Here is a 22,544-nt window from a genome sequence, read left to right as displayed (position 1 = left end):
TTGCAAATGGAAATGATTGAAGTACAAGGACAACCGCCTCACAACTCAGAGCCCGTCGTATTGATCATCGGGAAGATGGATGGTGTGCATTTAGGGCATCAGTCTCTTCTACAGGAGGCAGAAAGACTGGCGACAGAGGAAGATAAAATCGCTGTGTACGGTTTTTCTGATCACCCGAAATGGGTCCTGAGAGGCGATGAATCATTCAAATATTCATTATCAACGATTGAAGACCGCCAAACCCGCTTGGAGCAGTTCGGTGTCGATCGTTATTATCACGTCCATTTTACAAAAGAATATGCAAAGACATCTCCTGAAGAATTCGTGCTTCAGCACTTGAGCCGATTGAACGTCCGTCATGTAATCGTCGGTGAGGACTTCCGTTTCGGTAAAGGAAGGGGGTCGGACGCTGAAGGTCTGGCAGAGCTGTGTCAGCAAATCGGTGCCGGTGTCTCGATCGTCCCAGGTGTCCAGCTTCACGACAGAAAAGTGAGCAGTACGGATATCCGCACACACGTGACACAAGGAAGGATGGAAGCCGCGCAGGCGATGCTTGGACGACCTTTTGAAATCACAGGAGTTGTGGAAAAAGGGGAGCAGCTTGGCAGACAATTAGGCTTTCCGACATTGAACGTCGGGGGGATTGATGAATATGTCAAAGTGAAACCCGGCGTCTACCTCGGCCTTGTGAAAAAAGTCCAGGAAGCTCCTGAATATTACTACACGTTGATTAGTGCCGGCTATCGTCCAACGGTCAATGGGGATTCCTATAAGGTGGAAGCATACCTCCTCGACTTTTCAGGAGACCTGTATGACCAAAAAGTAACCGTCCAATTCTTACGCCACATGCGCGATGAGGAGAATTTCGATGGTATGGATGCATTGATTGAGCAAATGCACCAGGATGAAAAGAACGCACGAGCGATTTTAGGCCTATAAATCATACTGACATCTTAGAAAGGAGGAAGCACCATGGGCATTGTCGTTGTTGAAGTTTGTGATGGAAACTTAATCAATGAAATGGATATCGAAAGTATCATTGAATCCGAATACCCGGAAGTGGCGGTACTCATTAGTGAATGCCTGTCCTTCTGCGGCATGTGTGCCCTCCGTCCGTACGCCCTTGTCAACAACCAGCGGGTATTTGGAAAAACGCCCGAAGAAGCACTGCAGAAAATCCGTACGAAAATCGAAGAAGAATTAGCGATTTACGCTGAATAAGGCAGGAGAAGACCATGGGTTTTTTTGATTCACTGATCAACAGCTTGCGTTTGCCAAAAAAAGAAGCGATGTTCCACTTGAACCGGAAAGGCATCACCCATACGATCGGTTATTTGTTCGTATTGCTGCTGCTCCTGTTTTTACCGGACATGGTTACATCGATTTTGTATTTGGAGACGAATCTGACAGAGGTATCACGGGGGATGTACATTGCACAGTTTCTCGTTTTCTATCCTCTGCTGATTATTTTTCTTATCCTTGTCGGAGTATCCATTCTTGCCGGTGGAAGCCTGCTTATGCGAAAAGCTCTTTCCCGGAAGCTTGCCTACCAGCAGTTGTGGAAATTGACCGCCTATGCTTGTACGCTGCCTCTGATTTTAAGCGTATTATTGAAATATATGACCGTATCCAATGCCATCAGCGCCCTCATTTTTATGGCGATCTTCGTTTACTACATGTACCGAATGATTACGGTTTATCCAAAAGTACCAGCGAAACCTTGAGTTCTTGCGGGTACTTTTTCTATTTGTCTTTTTTATATGTTAGAATATTCATTATTTAATAAAAAAGGTGGGGGTATGATGACGAGAGCGTTAGTTTTGCAATCAGATTTTGGAATCAGTGATGGAGCTGTAAGTGCCATGCATGGGGTGGCGCATGCTGTAGATCATCAATTGTCGATCTTCGATTTGACGCATGACATCCCACCTTTCAATATTTGGGAAGGGTCTTACAGGCTGTGGCAGACAATGGCTTACTGGTCAGAGGGGACGGTATTCGTTTCTGTCGTCGATCCCGGCGTAGGGTCGACGCGAAAGAGTATTGGTGTGAAAACAGGTTCCGGTCATTTTGTCATCACCCCGGATAATGGAACACTGACCCATATAGCCCGCACGGAGGGCATCGTGGAAGTTAGGGAAATTGATGAAAAAGTGAACCGCCTGCCAAGGTCCGGGGAGTCCTACACGTTTCATGGCAGAGATGTGTACGCCTATACCGGAGCACGACTGGCCGCCGGAGTCATCACCTTTGAAGAAGTCGGACCTGCCCTAGATCCAGACTCCATTGAGCGTATTTCCGTCAAAGATCCTGATATTGAAGAATCTAGAGTCTCAGGCATCATTGATATCCTTGATATCCGTTTCGGCAACCTCTGGACGAACATTCCGAGGGACTTTTTCAAGCAGATGGGGGTCCATTATGGAGACACCCTGAACGTGTCTATTTTGCATAATGGAGATGAAGTCTATCATAATTCCATGACTTTCGGACGATCGTTTGCAGACACTCATAAAGGGGAACCACTCGTCTATGTGAACAGCCTTGATAACTTAGCGGTGGCTATCAACCAAGGCTCATTTGCTAGGGCTTACAATATACGTACAGGTTCGAATTGGATCATCCATTTTGAAAAATAGCTTCCCGCTTCTGCGGGAAGTTTTTTATGTCCATGAGCAAAATAAAAGCTTGTGGGGGTTCGCTGTGCTACACTTACCCATGTAAAACCTTTACAAGAAAAGGAGAATGATCAATGAAGACAGTTACGCTACATAGCACCATTGAAATGCCTCAACTAGGCTTTGGTGTTTGGCAAGTCGAAGAAAAAGACGCGGTTCCAGCCGTTACAAAAGCGATTGAAACAGGCTACCGTTCGATTGATACAGCTGCGATTTATGGGAACGAAAAACAAGTCGGTGAAGCGATCCGCCAGAGTGGTGTAGCTCGTGACGAATTGTTCATTACGACAAAAGTCTGGAACACAGACCAGGGATATGAAAATACATTAAAGGCTTTTGAAACGAGCCTCGATAAACTTGGCTTAGACTATGTGGACCTTTATTTGATCCACTGGCCGACACCAGAATATGATGATTACGTAGAAACATACAAAGCGCTTGAACAGCTGCAAAAAGACGGCAAGGTCAAAGCGATCGGCGTATGTAACTTCGATATCGATCACTTGCAGCGTCTGCTTGACGAGTGTGAAGTGAAGCCGGCGGTCAACCAGGTCGAGTGCCACCCATTCTTGGCACAAAACGAGCTGAAAGACTTCTGCCGTGACAATGGCATTCTACTTGAAGCATGGAGCCCGCTAATGCAAGGTGGAGAAGTATTGAAAAACGATACGATCCAGTCCATCGCTGAAAAGCACGGCAAAACACCAGCGCAAATCATCATCCGCTGGCACCTGCAAAACGATACGGTCGTCATTCCGAAATCTGTCACGCCATCCCGCATCGAGGAAAACTTCGACGTGTTTGATTTTGACCTGACAGCTGACGATATGGCTGCGATCAATAAGCTGGACCGCGGTGAGCGTAAAGGCCCGAAACCATCTGAAATGAACGTACGATAAATAGAGGAAGACTGCCGCTTAAGTGGCAGTCTTTTTATATGGACAAAGGGGTTCGGAATGCATTTTAATAAAGGAGAGAGGAGCGTATCTATGATTATAAAACCCCGTGTCATCCCACCTGACATTGATCACCTGGAAATGCTGCTGCAACGCCTCAAATCAAACCATCCTGTAACCCCTCAAGTAGAAGGATTGCTCTCTACCAAACGAGCCGGTTGGACCGGCGAACACTCCCTCGATTTTCATCTTGACTATCTGCTTGAACCTCATGTCATCCTTCACAACCTCCGCCTTTATGATGGGCGCCACTTCTTCCAAGTCGACACGCTAATCTTGTTCCCTACATTCATTCTGATCATTGAAGCAAAGAATATGAAAGGTCAGATATCCATTCACCGTGAGAAAAAGGAAATGCGTCGCGATCTGGAAGGATTTCAGGGTCCCGTGGAGCAGGCAGAGCGGCAAAAAGAGTTGCTCCAAGAATGGCTGTTGCACCAACTGGGACTTAGCCTGCCTGTGGATTTCCTAGTCGTCTTTACGAATCGAAGGTGCGTTCTTGAATTTGACTCTTCGGACTCCCGTATACATGAGAAAGTGATACGCGCTACATCGTTGGTCGGTGCGATTGAAAGGAAGAAGGAGTTTTATCAGGAGAAAGTGCTGACTCGTGTTGAAATGATGCGTGTCGGGCGTGCGCTTGCTGACGCTCATCAAGAGCTTGTCCCTAATTACATGAAGCGGTTCAACTTGGGATATTCCGATTTACAGGAAGGTGTGATGTGTCCTGAGTGTGGCAAGTATTTCATGAAGAGGGCGAAGAAAAAATGGGTATGCGTCTTGTGCTCTTATAGCTCTTACAGTGCACATGAACAAGCTTTGCGAGAGTATGCTGCGTTAGTATCGAAGGTAATTAGTAATAAAGAAGCTCAGGAATTCCTTAAAATAAGTTCCAGGCATGTGGTTTACCGGATTCTTTCTGCATATGCAAGAAGTACAGTTGGTGGAGGGAAATATATTAAATATCTGCTTTAGGGTAATAGCTCAACGCGCGCAAGAAGCTGAGGAACGCGCGCAAGAAATCGGGAACGCGCACAAGAAGCAGAAACGCGCGCAATACCTCGCGTAAAAAACTCCACAAACCGACCCTTATGTTATTCCCTCCAAATATGGGGAACATAAAGGTATCAATTTTTTCGGTAAAGGAGCTTTTGTATGATCATCCGGTTCGGTTACGTATCGCATGCGCTCGACCTATGGGAAGCGACACCCGCGAAGACGATGACATTTGCACGTTATAAGAAACTGGGGCATGAAGCAGCTCTGGAGCAGCTTCACAAAATTGCGGAAATGAACTTGGAGCGCACACGTCGGATCATCCATTACAACATTGCGAGGGAAATCCATCTGTACCGCTTCTCTTCATCGATCATTCCACTTGCGACTCATGATGAAGTGGAGTGGGATTACATCGAGCCTTTTCGCCATCTTTTCGAGGAAATTGGCGAATTGGTACGGACGCACAACATGCGCACAAGTTTTCACCCGAATCAATTCACCCTTTTTACAAGTGACCGTCCTCATGTGACAGACAATGCCGTCCAGGATATGGAGTACCACTATGCGATGCTTAAAGCGATGGGGCTTCACAATGAATCTCATATCAACTTGCATGTGGGCGGAGCGTATGGGGATAAACAAGCAGCCGTTTTTCGTTTCCATGAAAATATAAAGAAATTGCCGGATCCAATTAAACAGCAGATGACGCTCGAAAATGATGATAAAACTTATACGACAACGGAAACCCTTGATGTTTGTGAAAAAGAAGAGATCCCGATGATGTTCGATTATCATCATTACATGGCCAATCACACGGAAGATGAACCACTGTCGGAAATCCTGCCGCGCTTTTATAAAACTTGGGATAAGCTAGGTCTGCCACCGAAAATTCATATTTCTTCGCCAAAGTCGGAAAAGGCGTACAGGAGTCATGCCGATTTTGTGGATGCTGATTTCATTCGCCCTCTCCTGAAAGAATTGAAGGCTCTCGGCACACCTGTAGACTTTATGATTGAAGCGAAAGAAAAGGACCGAGCGCTTCTGAAGCTTGTCGAAGACTTCTCGAGCATTCGTGGTGTGAAGCGAGTAGGGGAAGCGACTTTAGACGTTTAGCTTTGAGTGCTCGCCCTTGAATCAAGTATATTGTTGGTAGTGAAAGGGGTGGAATAATGGATAAACAGACCCTCTTATCCGGAGTCAATTTGTTTGAAGAATTAACAAAAGAAGAACTGATGGATGTCGATGCCATCAGTGAAATGAAAAAAGTGGGGAAGGGTGAAGTCATCCTTTCTCCTGAACATCCGGCTGAGCATTTATATATATTGAAAAAAGGTCAAATCCGATTATATCGGACAAGCAAAGAAGGGAAACAGTTCACCCTCGACATTTTAAAAGACGGGAATCTATTTGGTGAGGCCTCAACATTGACTTTGACGGATTATGAAATGTACGCGGAGGCAATGACAGATACATACGTTTGTCTGATGAGCCGGGAAGAGTTTGAGCGATTCATGGAAAAGTATCCGAAAGTCACTCTTCGTCTCGTTCAGTTGCTTTCAGCCAAGTTGAACGATTTTTACAAAATAAGTGAGAAGATTGCTTTAGGTGAGGTACGGGAGCGGATCCTTTATTTGCTGCTCATGCTCAGCGAAAAAAGCGGCCGCCGCCACCAGGAGTGGCAGACCATTGAGATGAAGTTGACTCATCAGGACATCGCGACGATGATCGGGGCGACAAGGGAAACGACAAGTGCGGAAATCAGTCGTTTAAAAAAGAAAGGGTATTTGAAAAAGGACCGAGTATTATCCATCCATGCAGAAAAAGCAAAAACCCATCTCGGCTTAGTGGTTACATAAGCCAAGGTGGGTTTTATTTTAATATCCGTTTAGCTTCCATAAACCGCTGGATTCCTGTAAACAATTCAACCGCAAAGAACAACAGCGTGGACCAGAAAAGGAATGAAGGGAATAAGAGCATCACACTGAACAGAACGAAGCCTTCCGTTCGCTCCGCAAGTCCTGCTTGATAATAAAAGGATTTGATTCCTGCCTTTTCTGATACGGCCCCTACGACTAAAAAGATCGTCATGGACACGATGATGGAAACGCTGAGAAGAAGAAGCGGCCATAAGACCTCTGGATGGACATAAGCAATGGCGATAATCATCCCGATTTCAACGACTCGGTCGAATGTAATATCCATCACGGTTCCGAAGGAGGAGGTTTTTGTATTTCTGGCCATCGTCCCATCAACGGCGTCTAAAAAACCGGAAAGCCATAAGAATACAACAGCTAAAATCGGAAAACCGAGCACATAAAGTGCACTTGTGGCAAGACCAACGAACAAGGCGAGCACTGTAATTTCGTTGGCCGTGCGACCTTTTTGCAGAAAGTAAGAAGCGGTACGTTCGATGGACGGCTGAACGAATTTTCTTGCGTGTGTATCGAGCATAAAAAACACCTGCTTTAGCAAATAATAACGACGTCTTGTTACCACTTTGCCCTATTTGGTCTCCCTTTAGACGATAGCACACGTTCCCTGGAAATAGAAAAAAACTGCTTCTTATGTAAGCCAGGTTACATTGGTGAGCACATGGGGTTTGTAAAAAATGTTCAGGGTGTATAGTATCCCTGTAACCAACACCAAGGAGGAAGCGGACATGTCAGAACATAAAGTATCAATCACGAGTAAGTCCCAAGGGATGAAAACAGAAATTGAGGCGGGAAAACATTCATTGACGATTGATGAACCGAAGCAAATGGGAGGAACAGATGAAGGTGCTGATCCTCTTGCAACGATGTTAGGTTCTCTCGCAGGATGTGAAACAGTTATTGCTCATATGGTCGCGAAGGAAATGTCGTTCGATCTCCAAAGTATTTCCTTTGATATCAATGGAACACTGGATATGCGCGGGTTAATGGGAACGGCGGATGTAAAGCCGTACTTTGATACGGTGTACATCAAAGCGGACGTAGAAACATCGGAATCTCAAGAGCGGATTGAAGAACTTCAGGAAATCGTCGATCAACGCTGTCCTGTTTTCACTACCCTGAAAGCGGCGGGAATCACACTAAATGTCGATTGGCAAAAAGCGTAACGAATGCGAAGAGGCTCCCACAAGGGCCTCTTTTTATGTTGGGAATTTCATTGGAAACGATGGAAAGAATTAATAATGAATCGCTCATTCCTCCTATGTTACCTTATTAGGGAACCAGATAAGGAGGTAGGTTTTAAATGTTCAAAAAATTCTTGCTGACAGGATTGGCAGCCGTAAGTTTGCTCGCTTTCTCCTTCCCTGTCGAAAGTTTTGCACATGCCAATACTCACACCGTCCAGAAGGGCGACTCTATTTATAAAATTGCTATGAAACATGGCGTTTCTGCTCAACAATTGCAGGCGATGAACGATAAAGAGAATGCAGAAATTTACCCTGGGGAGCAGTTACAGCTTCCTGTGGCTCTTAGTGCTTCTGAAAAAGATTTACTGGCCCGTCTAGTAGAAGCAGAGGCGAAGGGTGAAAGCTACGCTGGTAAAGTTGCGGTTGCCACGGTTGTTTTGAACCGTGTGGAAAGTGACCTTTTCCCAGATTCATTGAATGGCGTAGTCTATGACGGCATTCAGTTCTCTCCTGTTCTTAATGGTACGATCAATCAGCCGGCAGGCGCTGAGTCAAAACGTGCAGTTAACGAAGCTATCGCATATCAAGGGTATGACCGCGAGTCTCTATTTTTCTATAACCCTGATAAAGCGCAAAGTGACTATTTGAGCAGCAAAGAAGTAACTACGGTCATCGGCGACCATGTTTTCTTGAGATAAATCATCTGAACAAGCACCTTTTGTAGGTGCTTGTTTTTTTGTAACCTTTTTTACAATGGATCATACGAAGGCGAATAATGCTCCATATGCACGGGTTCATGACAATCTATTCCGTACTTAAAGAACAGTTGGTCAAAGAAGCGATATGGGAAAAAGGTAAAGGAGACTCCTAAACAGGAATCTCCTTTTTAAAATCTATACGGTTAACTCGCATCTTCTTCCTCATGAAACAGCTGGATCTTTCTTTTCTTCGTTCGCTTTTTGTACACACGGTTTACATAGTCATCTGTTAAAGCAGCGATTTCCTTGTGCAGGAACAGTAAAGGGATGATGTTCGTGAGCAGAACGAAGGCTAATATTAAGTCCAGGAACTGCCAGACGAATTGAAGCCCTCCAATCGCTCCTACAAATACGGCTACGATGTAGACGATCCGCATGATTTTGGCCGCACGTAAGCTGAACAGGTATTCCGCTTGTTTTTCCCCGTAAAAAACGAGGACGCCGATGGTCGTAATAACGAAAAAGAGTAAAAATACTGTGATGAAACTTCCTCCGAAAGCATCTCCGAATTCGGAGCCAATCGCCACGTTGATCATATTCGATGCATCACTACCACCGACTTCCTGCCATGCGCCGGTGACGAGGACGGTCAAACCAGACACGGTACAAATGAGAATGGTATCAACGAATACGCTGAAGATTCCCCATAACGCCTGGCGGGAGGGGTGATCTGTTTTTTGCTGCCGCGTGGGCAATCGATGCGGTTCCTAGACCTGCTTCATTAGAATAAAGACCGCGGGCAATCCCCCAGCGTAACCCTTGGGCAACGGCAGCGCCGGCAAAACCACCGGTAGCAGAAATAGGTGTAAAAGCGTGGGTGAAAATCAATCCGAATACATTTGGGATTTGATCGATGTTGGCAAAAATAACGTACAAACAGACAGCGAGGTAAATGATAACCATGCCTGGCACCATCTTATCGGTGACCTTGGCAATCCTTTTGATACCACCAAAAACGACGATGGCAATCGCTGCGCACATAACGATACCGGTAATTTCCACCGGCCAGCCGAAGGCACCTTGAGTTTGAGTAGCGATAGAATTGGATTGGACCATTGTACTCGGGATTAACTCAATCATTAGGAAGAATGCGAAGGCGGTGGAGACCCACTTCCAACCCAGGGGGCCTTTTTTATGTAATATTGCGGCCCTCCGACCCAAATGTTTTTGTCGTTCTTTTCCCTGTATTTCATGCCCAATAATATTTCACTATACTTTGTGGCCATTCCGATTAAAGCGACCAGCCACATCCAGAACAAAGCACCTGGTCCACCTAAAGAAATCGCTACGGGTACTCCGACGATGTTCGTTGCCCCTGCTGTAGAGGCTAATGCTGAAGTGAAGGCCTGGAATGGGGTGATGGTTCCTTTCTTTTTCGTTTTCTTGAAAATTTGCCCGATGGTTTGATGGAGAACGTGTCCAAAAAAGCGGAATTGGAAAAACTTAATTCGGAAGGTGAGGAAGATCCCACCCAGAATTAAAATGATCGCTAATGGATACGTCCATAAAAAGTCGGAAACCGTTGTGATCCCTTCTTTGATACTATTCCATAAATCTCCCAATGAAAGATCCCCTTTCGACATACTGTGAGATACCCATATATTCCCTTTACATAAAATGTTAAACACACAAACTGAGCAGGGTAGATGAGACTTAGGAGATAAAGCCATACACTAGAGAGATAGAGGAGGGATCAGGTGATTATTAGCGAAAAAGATTTTCAAGACCATTCCATGAGCAAGTTGATTAAAGGGGCAGTCGTGCCGCGTCCGATTGCCTGGGTCTCGACAATAAGCGAGGATGGCATACGAAATTTGGCTCCGTTCAGTTTTTTTACGGTGGCCTCCATGAATCCGATCACACTATGTTTTTCTGTAGGGAGTGCGGACAGAGATAAAGACACTTTGAAAAACATTAAAGAAACAAAGCAGTTTACGATCAATGTCGTTTCAGAATCTTTAGCTAATCAGATGCATGAAAGCAGTAAAAGGTATGGTCCTGATGTCGATGAGTTTGAGGTGGCAGGTACAGATTTCGAAGACGGGGATTTCGTTTCCGTACCAAGGGTGAAACAATCACCCGTTCACATGGAATGTAAGCTCGATCAAGTAATCGAAATCGGTGAAGGGAGTCTGGTTTTAGGGAGGCTGGTCGGCTACCATATCAAGGATGAAGTTTATATAGAAACAGACAAAGTGGACCCGCATGAGATGAAGCCTGTCGGAAGAATGGCAGGAGATTACAGCTACATCCGGGACTTTTTCTCACTTCCCAACGACGACCTTCCAAAATAAAAAGAAAAGCCGCAAGCCTTTGTTGAAGGCTCTGCGGCTTTTTTACATTTACTGGTGTACCAGGTCATACATTATTTGGTAATTCACTCCACCCGGGGTTTAGTTGGATCGCAGGTTGGATATTCGCCATTTGTGGTTTCTGCTAATTTGTACAGGTAGTAGCATTCTTCTCTTGCCATGTGGTCAGCCATGAGGGGGGGAGAAAGTTCCAAGTACGACCTCATTTATTTCCATCTCTTCTATTTCATCTAAAAATGTGCGGAAGAGTTTCATTTCTAGACCCACTTCATTGTTCAATTGTTTCAGGGCAGGAAAGGAGTGTTGATTTGTTCTTAGATACCCTTTCATCTCCACGGCTTTTATGTAGAACTGATCGAAATGCTTTCGGAAGGTATCACTTTTTTCTTTCAATCTTCTTCCCACAGCATCCATTTCATCATGGATGGCTCCTGCATGTTCTGAAGCATCCATCAACCACAGCATGTGGTGGTGCAGTTCATGAAATAACGGAGGAACATCCCCATTTCCTAAAAAACCAAGCACAAGCAAATACTCTTCTACTTCATTGACCATGTGGTTGAGGAAGGTCGGGCTTAAATGAATTTTTACTTCCCCAAAAAGAGTACGTTCAATCAGGTCGAGTTTAAACTTGTGAAACCTTCTTGTTTTTTCACCGACTTGCTTTGAAAAACCAGCCATGTCCTGAACTTGGCTACCACGAACTTTTTTTAAAAGATTATCCCATTGAGTGACATAATCCCGCGCTTGATTTAATGTTTCGTCTTCGGAGGTGTACAAAGAATCCCGGATAAAACGGGCGTGGTCTCCAAGGATTTGCAACCAGAACAGATGCTCAAAATTCGCTTGTTCTGCATAGTCCTTCACGTTCAATCACCCTCTTTTTTCTTAGGTCATCCCTTTCATCTTATTCACACTTTGTTTTTTTCATGAAAAGAGTCATGTTTTCTAGAGCAGAATTTGAGAGTCTTTGGAAAAAATAAAAAAAGGGCTTCTCAAATGGAAGATTCTCCTATATACTACTGTACTAGGAGTAATAATACAGTTAATACAGATAGAACACACCGTTGGAGGTGGCTGGATGTTTGAGTTGGACGTCAGGAGCAGAAAGCCGATTTACGAGCAGCTCGTGGAAAAGCTGAAGCAACTGATTATCAATGACGTTCTGAAAGAAGACGAAAAACTACCTTCTGTGAGGGAACTTGCCCAACAGTTGACGATCAATCCGAATACGATTCAGAAAGCGTATCGTGAGTTGGAGACGCAAGGATATATTTACTCGTTAAAGGGAAAGGGCAGCTTCGTGAATTCTTCTGGAAAAGTCGACAATGAAGAGGAGTTGAAAAAAGTGAGAGAAGAGTTAAAGAAGCTGTTTGCGGAAGCGATTTATTTAGGAATGACATCAGAAGAGATCGCAGCTCTTCTCCGTGAAGTTGAAGGAGGTCAGCGGGATGATTGAGGTCCATACGGTCAGCAAATCGTTTGATCGAACCAAGATTCTGAAGGATGTTTCTTTTCGTGTGAATAAGGGGTCCATATACGGTCTTCTTGGTTCCAATGGTGCAGGGAAAACCACATTAATGAGGATCCTTACTGGGATTCTCAAACAGAACAGTGGTCAGGTTCATATTTTGGAGGATGATGTGTTTGAGAATGAATCCGTCAAACAAAGGATGGTTTTCATCCCTGACAGTCTCTACTTTCTGCCACAGTACACGACCCGTCAGATGGCAGATTATAACCGGTCCATGTACGACAGTTGGAACGAAGAACGATATGAAAAATTAAAAAATGTCTTTCAACTGGATGAGAACAAGAAAATCAGTCAGTTTTCTAAAGGGATGCAGCGTCAAGTCGCCTTTTGGCTGGCGATGTCGGCAATGCCTGATGTTTTGATTCTCGATGAGCCATTCGATGGACTTGATGCTGTGATGAGGCAGAAAGTCCGGAACTTGATCATTCAGGATGTGGCTGAACGAGAGATGACCGTTTTAATTTCCTCCCACAACTTAAGAGAAGTCGAAGATATCTGTGACCATGTCGGAATTCTACATAAAGGAGAAATCCTCCTTGAACGTGATTTGGATGATTTGAAAGCCGATGTCCATAAAATCCAGGTCGCTTTCGATGATGATTCCTTCCATCCGGAGGAAGCAGATCTGGATATTCTTCACAAAGAAAAGCGGGGCAGTGTCTGGCTGCTGATTGTCCGAGGAAGGGAAGCTGACATTTCAACTGGAATCAAAAAACACCGCCCGCTCGTTTATGACAGGCTTCCACTTACGCTTGAGGAAATCTTTATCTATGAAATGGGAGGTGTAGGGTATGCGTTCGAAAACATCCTCGTTTAATAAAGAGATCATCAAGCAGGATTTCCGAAATGTCGGGTGGATCAGTATCATTTACTTTTTAGGGTTGTTTTTCATTGTTCCGATGCAGTTATTTATGGAATTCGGTAGAGACGAGCCACGTATCATAGATGATCGTGGGTTATTTGGCGGAATATTTGCTTATGAGCTTCAATCACTATTTTTAATCGTAATGCCAGTACTGATGGCGGTGTTTTTATTCCGGTATCTGCATGTGAAAGGGGCTTCAGATTTCGCTCACAGTTTCCCTATGAAGAGAGGGAAATTATTTCACCACCATATTCTATCCGGCATCATTCTATTAATCTTGCCAATTTTACTGAACTATTTGGTTCTCATGATTACGGCTGGAATAACGGATGTAGCAGATTACTATACCATTGGGAATGCTAGTTATTGGTTATGGCTGTTTACGACAATGAGTCTTCTTATTTTCTTAGCGGGCGTTTTTGTCGGAACTTTAACCGGGATATCCGCTGTACAAGGAGTTTTGACTTTCATTCTACTGTTTTTACCTGTGGGGTTATATGGGTTGATTGCTTTTCACCTAACCGCTTATATCAAAGGGTATTCAGGTGACATGGTACTAGATCGTTCCCTTCAGTATTTTTCACCACTGGTAGATCTATTGGAGTATCGAAACTATGGACCAGAGAAGGTTAGTGTTCCTGTTGAGATTCTGTCTCTATTCATTTATGGGGGCATAGCCATCCTCTTCTACTTTGCTTCCGTATGGCTTTATAAAAAACGGCCACTGGAAGCGGCGGGCCGTGCGTTAGCTGTACGCGCTTTGAACCCTGTTTTTATACTCGGGGTCACGTTCTGCTTCGCCTTATTCGGTGGCATGTATTTCAGTGTCGCGCAAAATACTTATAGCTGGATGATCACAGGCTATTTCATTGGTGGAACATTCGGTTATGCCGCAGCCTCCATGCTTCTTCAAAAAACTTGGAGAGTATTCAACTTTAAAAACTTGAAAGGGTGGCTGGGTTATGGTGCGGCTGCTGGCGTATTAATTGCTGCCATTCCACTTCTTTGGCAGAATTACGAATCCTATGTCCCTGAACAAAATGAAGTAGAAAAGGTCTACATCAGCAGTGGTTACTGGGAATATCAACAACTTGCTGATCAAGATCTTAAAATTCCTTACATTACTTCTGAAACGGCCATTCAATCCACGATTAATCTTCATGAGAAGCTGATTAAAGTGAGCGACCCTTTAAAGCGCGGGGAGGATTATTTCTTCTTTGCTTATCAACTGAAGGACGGCAGTGAAGTCTACCGTCAATATAGGATCGATGAAGAAAAAGTGAGAAATGAGAGAAAAACTGTTTATGAAACAGAGGAATACAAAAGTATTCAATACCCTGTATTTGAACTGAAGTCTTCAGAAATCAATCAGGTGTTCTTACATTCTTATTCAGGCGGAGAGGATTTGTACGATCCTGAAAGAATTTCTAGGTTTATGGAAATATTGAAACAGGACCTTGAACAATTGACATATGAAGAAATGATAGCTCCGAGAGGATTGAACTCCGGAGTAACCTTCACTGTAGATGGGACGAGAGACAATCCGTATTATGTGCAGCTTTATCCTTCCTATGAACGATCAATGGAATGGTTGAAGGAAGAAGGGTTGTACGACCAAGTGATGATCCAGCCGAAAGACATACAACGCGCTGAAGTTTATCGATGGCCAAAAGATCAAGACTATTTAAACAGTCGTGCCCGGTTTATATATGATCAAATGGAACGGGATGAGGTAGAACCTCTAGAGGTTATGGATCATGAGCAAATTGATTCTTTACTGCGAGCACAGGCACATAAAGAAGAAGGAGCTTATATCGTTGCTTTTTATTTTGATAAAAACGACCCTGAACCTTATGAAGTTTTAAGCTTCGATAAAGGTGACGCGCCGGACTTTATAAAGGAACACTTTGAATAAAGGGAGAGATACAGGAAGATGGACTTTTGTGAGATGTATGAACAGTATTATCATCGTGTTTATTACACAGCTTTAAAAGTGACAAAGAACCCTTGTTCAGCCGAAGATATCCTTCAAGAAACCTTTATAAAAGCGTACGATAAACTCGAGGGAATCCGTGAAGAAGGGAAGGTGGGGGCGTGGCTCTCCACCATCGCTCACCGGAAAGCAATCGATCTTTTACGTGTAATAAAGAAAAGAGGGCCGTTCTTTTGCCAATTGAAGAGGTTCCGGTACCTCAACCTTTCTATGAAAATGCGGATTCTGATGTTGAGCACATTTGTGAATGCCGTCATCTAGAAGAAGACATCAAGAAGCGGATCAGTACATTATCCCCTAAGCTTCGAGCCGTGTTTCAACTAAGTTACGATAAACAACTGCAGGAAAAGGAAATCGCCCAAACGCTTCAAATTACACAGGCGGCCGTCAAATCACGACTTCACCGGGCAAGGCAGGCCATAAAGGGGAAGCTGGGAAAAGAAAGCCACCATTGTTTTACAGCGTAATGAAAAAGCAGATCCTCAAAACGGAGGTTCTGCTTTTTTTGACGATGAATGTTATATTTTTTTGTATGATACTAGAGCAAGAAGGAGGTGGATGATTTGAAAAAAACGTATTTTTTGTATTGGATCCTTTTGTTGTTCCTGTTGATGGGGTGTCAAAGTAACCAACAGTCCCTGCCTTTACCTGAGAGGGAAGGGGACATTCACTTTCAAGCGTTTGTGGAGGAGGTTCCGACAGAAGGAGATGCTGATCCGGAATATCAACGTATGTATGATCTTGTAGCAAAAATGCAAGCGAATGAAGCCATCGACCTTACACAGGTGGATATTCAAGTGAAGAAAGAAACATCCATTCAAGCCCATGGAAAAGAAATCACAAACTTCCCGACTTTCTTTATCTTGGATCAAGAAGGAATTGTGTTGGAAACGACGAATTTGGATGAAGTAGCGGATTATATAGATCGTGCAGGCACAAAAGATTAAATAGAAAGGAGGGGAGATCGTGACCATTCTATCTTTTCTCGCTATTTTAGGGGTAGGGATTGGGGCAGGTTTCATTAACGTCATCGCAGGTGGAGGTTCGCTTTTAACCCTGCCCATCCTCATTTTCTTCGGCCTGCCTTCCGCTGTAGCCAATGGTACCAACCGGATTGCGTTGATGGCACAGAACATTGTCGCCATTATCTCTTATCGTAAAGACGGCTATTTTGATGGCAAGTTCAGTCTTCTACTAGCGATACCTGCTCTCATTGGTTCCATTGTTGGCGCACAAATTGCGGTGAATATCCCGGATGATCTATTCAACCGTATCCTATCGATTGTGATGATTGTAGTTTTAGTGATTATGATATGGAAACCTCATAAAAACTTGTCCGCAGCAAGCGGCCAGGACTCCCCGTTGAAAAAGATGGGTTTGGTTCTAATCTTCTTTATAATAGGTGTCTATGGAGGATTCATCCAAGCGGGGGTAGGTTTTGTGATCATAGCAGCGCTGACCTTAGTGACGGGTTTATCACTAGTGAAGATTAATAGTATTAAGGTTTTTGTCGTTGCGGTTTATACACTATCAGCCTTAGTGGTTTTCGTCATCAATGATCAAATCCATTGGGGATACGGAATTACACTGGCTGTTGGGACAAGCATCGGAGCGTTTTTAGGCAGTAAATTTGCGGTGAAGCACGGAGACAAATGGATTCAAAGGTTCCTGATCGTCGCCGTGATTGCCATGGCGATCCGATTATTCTTCTTTACATAAAAATGGTCTGCTGAAAGTACCTCTGCAAAATCCAAAATGGAGGGAGACATCGACTAGAACTCCTATAATAAGAGGATTTCCCACTCCAACTAGCGAATAGTTACGTATCACTGGTAGGGAGTGAAGAATTGTGCTTAATAAAGTAGGTCAAATTATGGTGTATGTGAAGGACCAGGATGAAGCCGTAAATTTTTGGACAGAGAAACTAGGGTTCGTGGTGATTTCCGAAGAGAATAATGGGGAAGGGATGAGATGGATTGAGGTTGCTCCCAAGGAGGGTGTGGAAACATCCATTGTCCTTCACAATAAAGATGTGGTTGCAAAGATGTCTCCAGACCTCAACCTTGATCCACCTTCCTTAATGTTTTTCACGGATCATTTTGAGCAGCTTCATCGGGAGTTGTTAAATAAAAAAGTGACCGTAGGAGAAATTGTTCAAATGCCGACGGGCCGGGTATTTAACTTTGCGGACAATGAAGATCAGTACTTTGCTGTCATGGAAAATAAGTAAAAGGGAATTGTAATGGGATCATAGAGAAATTAAAAAAAGACCAGAGTTTTCTGGTCTTTTTTTAATTATAAAGCTGGCGTTGGTGTTGGCTCTGCGTAGCCATTTTCGTAGGTGGAGTCGATCTTTTCACGAATTTCTTTTATAGATTTGCCATCCTGATAATCAATGATCGATTGTGCGGCAATCTCCATACAAACACCGCATTTTGTGCCGTGGTCATCCCAGACAATGCTGCCATCTCCATTGGTTTTGTTTACAAAGCAGTCATAGTTGTCCCGGTGTCCTACACTCTCCCCGCATCCGCAGTAGCAAGGGATATTCTCAAGCAACTCTTGGCTCTGGGCGGCAGCCATATAGATGTCGTGCATTTCCTGTGGTTTCTCATCCATGAATGATGGAAGTGTCGTCACAGAGGCGGTCTCTTCTCTAATGTCGCCATTAACGTGTTCGATATGTGCTTCCTCTTCGGATTCCGAAGAGCATCCGGATAGCGCGGTACCGATCAAAAGTGTAAGGATTAGGAATAAAGTTTTTTTCATAAAAAGGCACCCTCTTCATATTGATAGTTTCATCATAAAGAGGGCGTCATGAAGTTTCAATGCTTTTCTATAAAGTTCGTTGATCAGTCACATTTATTTTCCGAACGAAGATAGGAATTTTACGCGGTCGCCCATAGGAGGAACGTTGTCATCGACGAGAGCTACTTCCAAGACGGCAGGCCCTTCGGTGTTTAGTATCGCTAATAAGTTCTCGTCATTGAGATCTTCCATGGATTCAATGCGTGCATTTGGCACCCCGAGTGATGCCGCCATCTGGGAGATGTTGACTTCTTCTTGTCCAAAGCGCTTATGGGCGCGTTTGTATTGAAGTGTATGTCCATGATGAACCATGCCGAGTCTTGAGTTGTTCATGACGATAAATAGAACAGGGATGTCATATTCTTTCGCTGTCAGAAGTTCCATGCCGTGCATGAAGAAACAGCCGTCCCCTGTAATGCTTACGGTTGGACGTTCTGGGTCTGCAAGTTTTGCTCCGATGGCACTTCCGATTCCACTTCCCATCGCTCCAAAATGAACGTTGATATCAAAGGAATCTTCACTTTTCACCCTCATATAGTGGACGACGTATGCCATAAATTCACCGATGTCGATTGTGAAACGAGTATCCTCAGGAAGCTTTTCCTGCAAGGACCATAAGACGTTTTGCGAATTAAACTCTTCGGTAACGTCTGGAACTGCGTGATCCAAAGCAGGGAGGGGTGCCCGCTTAACGCCTAACCCGTTTAAGGCTGTGATTAAAGAAGAAACCGTTACATCGATGTCTCCATGAAGCGGCTGGTCGACGGGGTATTTTCTGTTGAAAACGGTCGCATCATAATCCACTTGAATAAATGTCCGGTTCTTTGTGATATTTGGGTTCCAATTGTTCGTGGCTGTTTCCCCAAGACTTGATCCGAGCACAAGCACCGTTTCTTCTTTTCCATGATTAATTAGATCGGAAGCCTCTTCATGTCCGGCAAAACCGAAGATTCCTCTCTTCAAAGGGTGGTTGTCTGGTATGAACCCTTTGGCTTGAGGACTTGTGACAATCGGCCAGTTTAAGGTTTCGGCCAGTTCAAGAACATCATCCACAGCCCCGCGAATCCCTTGTCCTACGAATAGGAAGCCACTTTCACTTGATGCGAGTGTCTTGGCTGTTTCCAAGACAACTTCATCTGTTGGAAGCAATGGCGTTCGTTGGGGGAATGTCGGAATGGCTGGTTCTAGAATATCGGTCAGTTGAACATCAATCGGCATGGCGATGTGGACGGGACCAGGGACTCCTGTCATAGCGATCTCTACGGCTTTATGAATTTCCGGAAGCAGGTCTTCTGCACGGTCGACTCTCTGACTGTATTTCGTAACAGAGTGGTAAAGCGGGTCGGCATGTAATTCTTGAGAAGCGTTCAAACCAACAGTGTCTACAGGAACCGCTCCTGTCAAAAATAGCACAGGGAGATGTTCACGCATTGCATTGGCTGCCCCTGTCACAAGATTTGTTCCTCCTGGTCCACTGCTTCCGATACAAACACTGAGGGAGTTTGAATACTTTGCATAAGCAGTTGCCATATAAGACGCGGCTCCTTCATGTTTGGTCACGATCGGTGTGATCGAAGGAGTGTCGTAAAGTTCATCAAAAAAAAGCATTCACAGACCCTGCGGGTATTCCGAATATATAAGATACCTCTCCAGCAACAAAGTAATCCAACACAGCGCGAACAGATTTCATAGTCTTATCCCCTTTTTATGAATGATTTTAGAAAGTGATCTTGAAATGTTTCCGCTTGTAGCGGATGACTGTAATAAAATCCTTGGATCCAATGGCACCCATGCTCTGCAAGGAAAGCGGCCTGATCAGCTTTTTCAACCCCTTCTGCAATCACGTTGAGCTGCAGGCTGTCAGCAAGGGTAATGATGGTTTTAGTAATGGCCGCATTGTTCCGATTTGTTGTCACATCATTAATGAAAGATTTGTCGATTTTTAATGTATCGACAGGGAAATCTTTTAAATAGCCAAGGGAAGAATAGCCGGTTCCGAAATCATCAATGGAAATTTGGACACCGAGTTCTTTTAATTGGCTGATCGTTTTTAATGTGTGCTCCGTATTATGAATGATTAAATTCTCCGTTAGTTCAAGCTCAAGGTGCTTAGCAGGTAGGGCGGTTTCTTCTAATATCTCAGCCACCTTAAGCACAAGATTCTGTTGATTGAATTGTTGAGGAGATAAATTAGCGGATACGATCAATTCCGAATAACCGGAAGTAACCCATTGTTTCATTTGCTGACAAGCTTCTCGTATGACCCATTCTCCAAGATTTGTAATAAGGCCGGTTTCCTCTGCGAGAGGAATGAAGTGGCCGGGAGGGAGGGTGCCGAGCTGTGGGTGATTCCACCGGATCAGCGACTCCATACCAATGAGCTTATCTGTGCGTACATCAAATTTTGGTTGATAATACAGTTCAAATTCATCATTTTTTTGTAATGCTTTGAAAAGGTCATTCTCAAGCTGAATCTGTTCAAAAGTTCGGCTCTCAATTTCTGGTGAAAATAGCTGATATTGATTACCAGCCAGGTCTTTTGCTTTGTACATCGCGACATCCGCATGTTTAATCAACGTCTCAGCTGTGTCCCCGTTCTTAGGGTAAAGACTGATCCCGATACTTGTTTTGATGGATATTTCATGATCCCCGATCACAAAAGGAGCATTGAAGGCTTCAAGTATTCTATTCGCACATTTCACGGCTCCTTCTTCCCGCTCGATCGTCGGAAGGAGAATGATAAACTCGTCCCCGCCTTGTCTTGAGACGGTCGCTCCGTTGGGGACTGCTTTTTGGAGACGTTCTGCCACATTCAGCAGGACCTTGTCCCCGAAACTATGGCCGAATGTATCATTGATTTTCTTGAAGCGATCAAGATCAAGGAAAAGAATGGCGATCGGTTTATCTGTCAGTTCCGCATATTGAAGAGCTTGATTGAGTCGATCCCGGAACAGCACACGGTTCGGTACATTGGTGACGCTGTCATAATAAGCGTGGTATTTAATTTTTTCTTCCATTTGTTTTCTCGTGGTTACATCTTTAAAAGTGACGACATAACCCGTGGTAAGGTCGTTCTCCAATTTAGGAGTGATGACGTATTCCACGGGGAAAGTACCCCCGGACTTTTTAAAGAAAAAGTGATCTTTATCTGTATGCCCGTCCTTTTGTTCGTAATGTTCCAAGAATGTTTTTTGATCATCGAAGATATGGAAATAAGGAGCGCCTATGATTTCTTTCTCATTATCATAACCCAACAACTCGGTTGCGGAAGGATTGGCGAAGGTGATATGCCCATCCAGGTCAATTCCGAAAATTCCTTCTCCCGCAGAATTCAGAATCAAGTCTTTTTCGCGACTGATCTGGGTCAGTTCAGAAATGGCTTCTTCCAGCTCATCATTCTTCTCAATCAATTCCGATGTGCGGTCCTGTATAATCATTTCCTGCTTCTCCATATAGAGCAGGTTGAAAAGGACGGGAGCGGTTGTATCTACAATCGATTCAGCCAATTGTCGGGCAGAGTCGGAGTAGACTTGACCGGATTCTTTCAAGTTCACGATGGCAATCGCACCAAGCACTTCTCCAAGCGAGACGAGAGGAATCATATATAAGCTTTTCATTCCAAACTTTTCGCAGATCTCCTTGTTCGTCCGGTGATCTTCAAAAACATCCGGGACTAGAATGGATGTCTTCGTATTAATCACTTCTTGAAAAACAGGATCCTCCCTATGGTTAAACTGGGCTTTCTGATGGGTTTCTTTCCAATCTTCTTCTGTCCACTCACTTTCTTTACTGAGGCTGGCAGGCTTTAATTTGTATTCTGCAATGGGGTCAATGAAGTGGGCCCCAATATTCGGATTATCGAGGACTTGTCCTAAATAATAGAAGCATTTGTCCAGCGCTTCTTGTAAAGAGGAACATAAGGAAAGGTCACGGGTGACATTGAGCAGCAGTTGCTTTTCGCTGATCAATTTCTCTTTACGTGTCAGATTGTTTGCATTTCTGATCGCAACAGCGGCCATATTGACGTATGCTTTCACGGATTCGATTTCTGATTCTGTCAAATTCATTGGTGTCCCATAATCAAACAAAAACACGAGGCCGTAAAGCTCATTTTCATAAGAAATCGGTGCGACGAGCAGTGAATTAATTTTAAACGCTTGTATAGCCCGTTGATCTGGACGATCATCCTTGGATGTATCCGGTATGTATATGGTTTTTCTTGTTTCGATGACCTCTTTAGCGAGGAGGTCATACTCCGGGTCAACGATGTGCATATCAAGTGTCATTCCATTGATCAAGGCCGGTTTTCCGACATAGCCTTGATAAGTACCATCCTCTCGCGGCAGATAAATGCCGACAGAATCGCACCGCATAATTTCTTCAGATATGGCTGTGACCACGTGTTCTAATACATCGCGTAAATCATGCTCGGTATTGATGAGCTGTGTGATTTGTGCGAGACGAGAATATCTAGTTTGTTCTTCAGCCATTGAAAAACCTCCATAGTTGTCATATTTTGATAA

The 22,544-nt window shown here is 44.2% G+C and carries 22 protein-coding genes and 3 pseudogenes; 19 read left to right on the top strand and 6 right to left on the bottom strand.

Annotated elements, in window-relative coordinates:
* Window positions 1-6: 6 nt before the first annotated feature.
* The 8 genes from LC065_RS03580 to LC065_RS03545 all read left to right on the top strand — a co-directional run bounded on the left by LC065_RS03580 (window position 7) and on the right by LC065_RS03545 (window position 6,489).
* Window positions 7-939 (top strand): bifunctional riboflavin kinase/FAD synthetase, encoded by a 933-nt coding sequence (locus LC065_RS03580; RefSeq protein WP_226594469.1) that lies wholly within the window; start codon window positions 7-9, stop codon window positions 937-939.
* Between the two features lie 33 nt (window positions 940-972).
* The gene (locus tag LC065_RS03575) at window positions 973-1,221 is read left to right on the top strand and encodes a YuzB family protein (protein WP_146818124.1); all 249 of its coding nucleotides are present in this window, start codon (window positions 973-975) and stop codon (window positions 1,219-1,221) included.
* A gap of 14 nt (window positions 1,222-1,235) precedes the next feature.
* A complete protein-coding gene (locus LC065_RS03570) occupies window positions 1,236-1,724 on the top strand; it encodes a DUF1189 family protein (RefSeq protein WP_226594472.1) in 489 nt (162 codons plus the stop codon).
* Window positions 1,725-1,799: 75 nt separating this feature from the next.
* Window positions 1,800-2,639 (top strand): SAM hydrolase/SAM-dependent halogenase family protein, encoded by an 840-nt coding sequence (locus tag LC065_RS03565; RefSeq protein ID WP_226594475.1) that lies wholly within the window; start codon window positions 1,800-1,802, stop codon window positions 2,637-2,639.
* Between the two features lie 113 nt (window positions 2,640-2,752).
* The gene (locus LC065_RS03560; protein WP_226594478.1) at window positions 2,753-3,577 is read left to right on the top strand and encodes an aldo/keto reductase; all 825 of its coding nucleotides are present in this window, start codon (window positions 2,753-2,755) and stop codon (window positions 3,575-3,577) included.
* 90 nt (window positions 3,578-3,667) lie between these two features.
* The gene (locus tag LC065_RS03555; RefSeq protein ID WP_226594480.1) at window positions 3,668-4,609 is read left to right on the top strand and encodes a nuclease-related domain-containing protein; all 942 of its coding nucleotides are present in this window, start codon (window positions 3,668-3,670) and stop codon (window positions 4,607-4,609) included.
* A 180-nt stretch (window positions 4,610-4,789) separates the two neighbouring features.
* Entirely contained in the window at window positions 4,790-5,746 is a 957-nt protein-coding gene (gene uvsE, locus LC065_RS03550; protein ID WP_226594482.1) for a UV DNA damage repair endonuclease UvsE, read from the top strand.
* Window positions 5,747-5,802: 56 nt separating this feature from the next.
* A complete protein-coding gene (locus tag LC065_RS03545; protein ID WP_226594484.1) occupies window positions 5,803-6,489 on the top strand; it encodes a Crp/Fnr family transcriptional regulator in 687 nt (228 codons plus the stop codon).
* Between the two features lie 13 nt (window positions 6,490-6,502).
* Here LC065_RS03545 and LC065_RS03540 read toward each other — a convergent pair whose 3' ends face one another.
* Entirely contained in the window at window positions 6,503-7,084 is a 582-nt protein-coding gene (locus LC065_RS03540) for a CDP-alcohol phosphatidyltransferase family protein (RefSeq protein ID WP_226594486.1), read from the bottom strand.
* Between the two features lie 208 nt (window positions 7,085-7,292).
* On the opposite strand from LC065_RS03540, the gene LC065_RS03535 reads away from it, so the two are divergent.
* Window positions 7,293-7,730, top strand: a complete 438-nt coding sequence (locus LC065_RS03535; protein ID WP_226594488.1) for an OsmC family protein — start codon at window positions 7,293-7,295, stop codon at window positions 7,728-7,730.
* A 137-nt stretch (window positions 7,731-7,867) separates the two neighbouring features.
* On the top strand, window positions 7,868-8,449 hold the full coding sequence (locus LC065_RS03530) for a cell wall hydrolase (protein ID WP_226594490.1): 582 nt from the start codon (window positions 7,868-7,870) through the stop codon (window positions 8,447-8,449).
* A gap of 203 nt (window positions 8,450-8,652) precedes the next feature.
* Here the strand turns inward: LC065_RS03530 and LC065_RS20655 are convergent.
* A pseudogene (locus tag LC065_RS20655) lies at window positions 8,653-10,092 on the bottom strand (alanine/glycine:cation symporter family protein).
* A gap of 114 nt (window positions 10,093-10,206) precedes the next feature.
* Between LC065_RS20655 and LC065_RS03520 the strand changes: the two are divergent.
* Window positions 10,207-10,803: a flavin reductase family protein gene (locus tag LC065_RS03520; protein ID WP_226594495.1), complete on the top strand. Its 597-nt coding sequence runs from the start codon at window positions 10,207-10,209 to the stop codon at window positions 10,801-10,803.
* An 83-nt stretch (window positions 10,804-10,886) separates the two neighbouring features.
* On the opposite strand, the pseudogene LC065_RS03515 reads toward LC065_RS03520, so the two are convergent.
* Window positions 10,887-11,688: pseudogene (locus LC065_RS03515) on the bottom strand (DUF2935 domain-containing protein).
* Between the two features lie 214 nt (window positions 11,689-11,902).
* Between LC065_RS03515 and LC065_RS03510 the strand changes: the two are divergent.
* The 8 genes from LC065_RS03510 (at window position 11,903) to LC065_RS03480 (ending at window position 17,443) form a co-directional block, all read left to right on the top strand.
* Window positions 11,903-12,280 (top strand): GntR family transcriptional regulator, encoded by a 378-nt coding sequence (locus LC065_RS03510; protein ID WP_226594499.1) that lies wholly within the window; start codon window positions 11,903-11,905, stop codon window positions 12,278-12,280.
* Window positions 12,273-13,172 carry an ABC transporter ATP-binding protein gene (locus tag LC065_RS03505; RefSeq protein ID WP_226594501.1) on the top strand — a complete coding sequence of 300 codons (900 nt, stop codon included), beginning with the start codon at window positions 12,273-12,275 and terminating at the stop codon, window positions 13,170-13,172. Before LC065_RS03510 ends, LC065_RS03505 begins: the two co-directional genes overlap by 8 nt.
* Complete coding sequence (locus LC065_RS03500) at window positions 13,147-15,135, top strand: DUF6449 domain-containing protein (RefSeq protein ID WP_226594503.1); 1,989 nt, start codon at window positions 13,147-13,149, stop codon at window positions 15,133-15,135. The genes LC065_RS03505 and LC065_RS03500 overlap by 26 nt, the downstream gene beginning before the upstream one ends.
* 18 nt (window positions 15,136-15,153) lie before the next feature.
* Window positions 15,154-15,474 (top strand): RNA polymerase sigma factor, encoded by a 321-nt coding sequence (locus LC065_RS20345; RefSeq protein ID WP_371933393.1) that lies wholly within the window; start codon window positions 15,154-15,156, stop codon window positions 15,472-15,474.
* A complete protein-coding gene (locus LC065_RS03495) occupies window positions 15,387-15,680 on the top strand; it encodes an RNA polymerase sigma factor (RefSeq protein WP_306163758.1) in 294 nt (97 codons plus the stop codon). The genes LC065_RS20345 and LC065_RS03495 overlap by 88 nt, the downstream gene beginning before the upstream one ends.
* A gap of 96 nt (window positions 15,681-15,776) precedes the next feature.
* Window positions 15,777-16,160, top strand: coding sequence for a hypothetical protein (locus LC065_RS03490; RefSeq protein ID WP_226594507.1), 384 nt, complete (start codon window positions 15,777-15,779; stop codon window positions 16,158-16,160).
* A gap of 19 nt (window positions 16,161-16,179) precedes the next feature.
* A complete protein-coding gene (locus LC065_RS03485) occupies window positions 16,180-16,932 on the top strand; it encodes a sulfite exporter TauE/SafE family protein (RefSeq protein WP_226594510.1) in 753 nt (250 codons plus the stop codon).
* A gap of 130 nt (window positions 16,933-17,062) precedes the next feature.
* Window positions 17,063-17,443, top strand: a complete 381-nt coding sequence (locus LC065_RS03480) for a VOC family protein (RefSeq protein ID WP_226594514.1) — start codon at window positions 17,063-17,065, stop codon at window positions 17,441-17,443.
* A 65-nt stretch (window positions 17,444-17,508) separates the two neighbouring features.
* On the opposite strand, the gene LC065_RS03475 is transcribed toward LC065_RS03480, so the two are convergent.
* The 3 genes and pseudogenes from LC065_RS03475 to LC065_RS03465 all read right to left on the bottom strand — a co-directional run bounded on the left by LC065_RS03475 (window position 17,509) and on the right by LC065_RS03465 (window position 22,511).
* Window positions 17,509-17,982: a PCYCGC domain-containing protein gene (locus LC065_RS03475; protein WP_226594517.1), complete on the bottom strand. Its 474-nt coding sequence runs from the start codon at window positions 17,980-17,982 to the stop codon at window positions 17,509-17,511.
* 93 nt (window positions 17,983-18,075) lie between these two features.
* A pseudogene (locus tag LC065_RS03470) lies at window positions 18,076-19,711 on the bottom strand (thiamine pyrophosphate-binding protein).
* 4 nt (window positions 19,712-19,715) lie between these two features.
* Window positions 19,716-22,511, bottom strand: coding sequence for an EAL domain-containing protein (locus LC065_RS03465; protein WP_226594522.1), 2,796 nt, complete (start codon window positions 22,509-22,511; stop codon window positions 19,716-19,718).
* Window positions 22,512-22,544 lie beyond the last annotated feature (33 nt).

The organism is Halobacillus litoralis (assembly GCF_020524085.2).
In the GTDB taxonomy this organism is placed as follows: Bacteria; Bacillota; Bacilli; order Bacillales; family Halobacillaceae; genus Halobacillus; species Halobacillus litoralis_E.
The sequence above is the reverse complement of the archived record's forward strand: the minus strand, read 5'-3'. Positions and strand labels throughout refer to the sequence as shown.

What these genes read in the sequence shown, in the direction of transcription:
- uvsE (WP_226594482.1), top strand. Translation starts at nt 4,790, where the DNA reads ATGATCATCCGGTTCGGTTACGTATCGCATGCGCTCGACCTATGGGAA.
- LC065_RS03545 (WP_226594484.1), top strand. Translation starts at nt 5,803, where the DNA reads ATGGATAAACAGACCCTCTTATCCGGAGTCAATTTGTTTGAAGAATTA.
- LC065_RS03535 (WP_226594488.1), top strand. Translation starts at nt 7,293, where the DNA reads ATGTCAGAACATAAAGTATCAATCACGAGTAAGTCCCAAGGGATGAAA.
- LC065_RS03505 (WP_226594501.1), top strand. Translation starts at nt 12,273, where the DNA reads ATGATTGAGGTCCATACGGTCAGCAAATCGTTTGATCGAACCAAGATT.
- LC065_RS03530 (WP_226594490.1), top strand. Translation starts at nt 7,868, where the DNA reads ATGTTCAAAAAATTCTTGCTGACAGGATTGGCAGCCGTAAGTTTGCTC.
- LC065_RS03465 (WP_226594522.1), bottom strand. Translation starts at nt 22,511, where the DNA reads ATGGCTGAAGAACAAACTAGATATTCTCGTCTCGCACAAATCACACAG.
- LC065_RS03575 (WP_146818124.1), top strand. Translation starts at nt 973, where the DNA reads ATGGGCATTGTCGTTGTTGAAGTTTGTGATGGAAACTTAATCAATGAA.
- LC065_RS03540 (WP_226594486.1), bottom strand. Translation starts at nt 7,084, where the DNA reads ATGCTCGATACACACGCAAGAAAATTCGTTCAGCCGTCCATCGAACGT.
- LC065_RS03565 (WP_226594475.1), top strand. Translation starts at nt 1,800, where the DNA reads ATGATGACGAGAGCGTTAGTTTTGCAATCAGATTTTGGAATCAGTGAT.
- LC065_RS03475 (WP_226594517.1), bottom strand. Translation starts at nt 17,982, where the DNA reads ATGAAAAAAACTTTATTCCTAATCCTTACACTTTTGATCGGTACCGCG.
- LC065_RS03500 (WP_226594503.1), top strand. Translation starts at nt 13,147, where the DNA reads ATGCGTTCGAAAACATCCTCGTTTAATAAAGAGATCATCAAGCAGGAT.
- LC065_RS03560 (WP_226594478.1), top strand. Translation starts at nt 2,753, where the DNA reads ATGAAGACAGTTACGCTACATAGCACCATTGAAATGCCTCAACTAGGC.
- LC065_RS03510 (WP_226594499.1), top strand. Translation starts at nt 11,903, where the DNA reads ATGTTTGAGTTGGACGTCAGGAGCAGAAAGCCGATTTACGAGCAGCTC.
- LC065_RS20345 (WP_371933393.1), top strand. Translation starts at nt 15,154, where the DNA reads ATGGACTTTTGTGAGATGTATGAACAGTATTATCATCGTGTTTATTAC.
- LC065_RS03555 (WP_226594480.1), top strand. Translation starts at nt 3,668, where the DNA reads ATGATTATAAAACCCCGTGTCATCCCACCTGACATTGATCACCTGGAA.
- LC065_RS03570 (WP_226594472.1), top strand. Translation starts at nt 1,236, where the DNA reads ATGGGTTTTTTTGATTCACTGATCAACAGCTTGCGTTTGCCAAAAAAA.
- LC065_RS03580 (WP_226594469.1), top strand. Translation starts at nt 7, where the DNA reads ATGGAAATGATTGAAGTACAAGGACAACCGCCTCACAACTCAGAGCCC.